The sequence below is a fragment of the uncultured Mobiluncus sp. genome, assembly GCF_947254095.1.
In the GTDB taxonomy this organism is placed as follows: Bacteria; Actinomycetota; Actinomycetes; order Actinomycetales; family Actinomycetaceae; genus Mobiluncus.
The window spans coordinates 1-3950 of the sequence record NZ_CAMYBV010000045.1; the positions used below are offsets into that span (position 1 = coordinate 1).

General features: G+C 59.1%; 3 protein-coding genes and 1 pseudogene. All 4 read right to left on the bottom strand.

Annotated features, from left to right (window positions below; genetic code table 11):
* A pseudogene (locus tag Q0X47_RS08430) lies at positions 1 to 239 on the bottom strand (50S ribosomal protein L1); the annotation flags it as partial.
* A 62-nt stretch (positions 240 to 301) separates the two neighbouring features.
* A complete protein-coding gene (gene rplK, locus Q0X47_RS08435; protein ID WP_297724999.1) occupies positions 302 to 727 on the bottom strand; it encodes a 50S ribosomal protein L11 in 426 nt (141 codons plus the stop codon).
* Between the two features lie 219 nt (positions 728 to 946).
* Positions 947 to 2230 (bottom strand): sugar MFS transporter, encoded by a 1284-nt coding sequence (locus tag Q0X47_RS08440; protein ID WP_297725002.1) that lies wholly within the window; start codon positions 2228 to 2230, stop codon positions 947 to 949.
* 9 nt (positions 2231 to 2239) lie between these two features.
* Positions 2240 to 3883: an MFS transporter gene (locus Q0X47_RS08445; RefSeq protein WP_297725005.1), complete on the bottom strand. Its 1644-nt coding sequence runs from the start codon at positions 3881 to 3883 to the stop codon at positions 2240 to 2242.
* Positions 3884 to 3950: the final 67 nt, after the last annotated feature.

Below are 3950 nucleotides of genomic sequence, written 5' to 3' on the forward strand. Positions count from 1 at the left end.
CCTACGGCAAAAACCAGGACCCGAGCGGTTTTGCCGGTGCCGTGAGGCAGAGAAACGGTGCCGCGCACCATCTGATCAGCCTTGCGGGGGTCAACGTTCAGACGCATCGCAACCTCTACGGTCGCGTCGAACTTCACGCTGGAAGTTTCCTTGACCAGCTTGAAGGCGTCGTCGATGGGATAGAGAGTGTCGGGAAGAATCTTCTTCGCGGCCTCGTTGTATTTCTTGGCGTGTTTCATGTTCTGCTCCTTACGCAGTCGTGGTGTGGGCAAACACTAAGCCCCTCCACAGTTTTTGACGATTAACCGACCGTGATGCCCATGGACCGAGCGGTACCCGCGATAATCTTTTTCGCGGCCTCGATGTCATTAGCGTTGAGGTCTTGCATTTTTTCCGAGGCGATCTTTTCTACCTGATCCCAGGTCAGATTCGCTACCTTGACGGTGTTCGGGGTGCCCGAGCCCTTCGGAACACCCGCAGCCTTGCGAATCATCTCGGAGGCCGGCGAAGTCTTCAGCACATAGTCGAAGCTGTGATCCTCGTAAACGGTGATTTCCACAGGAACCACGGAGCCGCGCATCGACTCGGTCTTGGCGTTGTAGTCCTTGCAGAATTCCATAATGTTCACGCCGTGTTGGCTCAATGCCGGGCCAATCGGCGGTGCCGGGTTTGCCCCACCGGCCTGAATCTGGAGCTTAATAACTCCGATGACTTTTTTCTTAGCCATATTTTTGGGTCCTTTTCCATAGGGGTGTCGACCTGGCAGGTTTCCACCCAAACTTTTCTGACTTCGTGAGGGCCGTGGTGACACGGTTTTCACTCGGTCTGCGTAGTCTTCTCGCGGCGTTTTCTCCGCGAGATGCCACCCGTTTACAGGCAGCAAAAGGCGCGCGCCATCAAGACGCACAAGGAAATATTCTAACGCTCCCCAGGCTTTTACACCAATTTAGCCGATTCCCAGGTGTGAGGCAGAGGGCCGGGGCAGGAAAACCATCAGCACGTAAAACCCCAGTAGGACCAGGAACCCGTAGTGCAGTCCTACAGCCGCCAACAGCAGTCCCAGCAACAGTGGCGTCACAATCGCACCAATCCCCGAAAGGGAACTGATGACGGCCGCCGCATACTCCTTGCGCACCCCCGGCAAACCGGAGAACTCGGTGGCACTGATGGGATACAGACAGCTGACCCCGACACCGCTGATGAACAAACCGACCACCGCGACACCGACTGAGGGCACGAAAGCGACGGCGGCGGTGCCGAAACACCCCAGACCCACAAAGACCCACCAAGCCCAGTAATACCGCGCAAAGACGGCTCCGCCCAGACGACCCATCGCCATGCCGATGGCGAACGCGGTCGCCAGGCCCGAGGCGAGCGCCAGCTCGACCCCTAACTCTCGCAGGCGTGTCACCGCCCAGGCATACATGGCGAACTCGACTCCGGCCGTGAGACTCAGCCGCAAGATTTGGGAAATCAACAGCCACTTGGAGGGTTTCACGCTGGGCGTGCTGGGTTTTTTGGGGTTCTCCTCAAGGTTCGCTTCCCTAGCAGTGGGGGCCGAATCACCGCTGTCCGGCTCACCGACAGCGTCAGGCGACGCGGCCGCATCGCTCAGACCCTTTTGAAACAGCTTTCGCAAGGGCACGGCTGGGAGCCTCCACCCCCACACCAAGGTCGGCAGGGCCATCACCAGGACAAACCACAGCGCCATTCGGCCAAAACCGGGGAATACGCGCTCAACCAGGGCAAACAGCACCGTCGTAGCGATTGACACCGACGAGCTAATCCCGACGGTCAACGACATATATTTGGTGCCCTCGGTACCGACAAAGGTGCCGGCGACCGCGGCCGAAACCGTAGTGCCTCCCAGGCAAGCCAAAGTCACCCCCACCAAGCTGACCGCAATCGAGGGACTCCACGCCACCAAAGCGGTCCCCAACAGGACTAACAGCGGGGCGAGCCGCAGCGACCAGACTGGACCGTTGCGCATCACCCAGGGCGCCAGCAACCCCGACACCAACATGCCAAAGCCGTAGGCGGCACCCAGCCAGTTGAGAGCCTCGGGTTTCACGCCGAGATCTCGCGACAGGGTGGCGATGAGTGAACCGGCGGCGGTGACATAGAACCCCGCCATCGACAGCCCTACTGCCATCGGCGGGAACATTCGCTTTTGGTCGTGCCAGATTGTCGACCCTATGTTTGCGGGGTTCTGAGGCTTATTCGTGGTCATGTCATACCTTCATTTTCTCGCGGCGACCGGACGCGGTTGACGGGGAAAGAAAACAAAGATAATGGCCACCACCAGCGCTATTGCCAGGAATCCGGCGGATCCTGCAAAGGACAGTACATAGCCGTGGCTCCAGGCGTTCGCTAGGCTCAGGTCCGCCCCCGGCGTGGTAGCTTCCAGCCCGGCGGTCGCTCCAAAGAACACACCAGTGAGAATGGCGGAGCCGATGGCGGTAAAGATACGCTGGCCGGTTTGCTGAATGCCTCCGGCGATACCGCCTCGAGAGGGAGAAACCTCCAGCATCGTTTGAGTTTGGTTTGCCGAACCCATCGAACCCGAGCCGAAACCCAGCACCGCCAGCCCGATACTGATGAGCCACACGGAACCGCCGCGGGCAAACATCACCGCCATCACCGCGGTCAACACCACCCCCACCAGCATTATCGCCAGCGACCAAGCTTGAATAACCCGGCCGTGCTTGATGGTCTGGCGAGCCACCGCGATGGAAGTCACGCCGGACAGTATCGCTCCGGGCATTCCGCTGAGGCCCGCAATGAGCGCGGTTTGGTCGAAACCGTTTTGCAAAAACATAGCGTTGATGGCGTAGACGGAGGGCACGCCCAAGAATTGGATAGCGCCAATCGCGCTGGCAAAGCTATAGGAGGGGATTTTGAACAGTCGCAAACTCACCATCGGGTAGTGTCCGCGCGCCTCGTAAGCCCGTTCCCACCAAATCCAGAGACCCAGCACAGCGAGGGACACAGGAATCAGGACGAAACGCCACAGCGACCCGGTGGTTACGAAAGGCAGCATAATGCCGATAACTGCGGCCCCCAGCAGAATCATTCCCAACGGGTCAAGGTCAACCCGGGAGCGTTTCGGGGCTTTTTTACCGGACTTGACGGCCCGCGCAATGTCGGCTTCCAAGGCTTCGATGCGGGCGCGGCGCGCGAAGATTCGTTCCCGTTTGAACGGCAGCCACAGCAGCGCACAAATGACCCCAATCAGGCCCAACGGCAGGTTCAGGGAAAACGCGAGCCGCCAGCCTTGTTCCCGGCCAAAAATCGCAATCAAGATGCCCGCCAGCATCGGGCCCAAAGCCACGGTAACGGACACAACCAAACCCATCAGGGCATAGGCCATGGCTCGGGCTTGTCCAGAAAAATACTGTTGAATAATTCCCGCGGTCTGGGGACTATAGATACCGGCCGCGAAACCTTGCAGAATCCGCATCCAGTCCAGCATCGACCCGGAGGTTGAGATGGCACACAGGAACGAGGACACGGAAAACAGCGCAAGGCCCAGGACGAACAGGAGCGAGCGGCCAAACAAGTCGCCAATGCGCCCCATCGGCACCATCGACAGCCCGATAGCCAGGGCATACCCAGAAATGACCCATTGCACCTCTTGGGCACTGGCTCCGATAGAGTCGGGCAGCACCGCGAGGGCGACGTTCACGGTCGAGACTTGCAGCAGCGTCAAGGCCAGTCCCATCAGGACCACGACCAGGATTAGCGAGGTGCGATATTTCTTGGAGGAACCGGGGACAGTAATAATCCGCGGGTCACCATCGTTGGTCTCGTGAGGAACCTGCGGGCTGTTGTTTTCGTCGGAAAGCTCGTCGTTTTCGCCGGGAACTTCGGTATTCTTTGCCATGTGCCGCCTGAGATTTCTGTGCCGTAAAAATAACCCAGAATAAAGTGGTGGTGGCGGGTAAGGGATT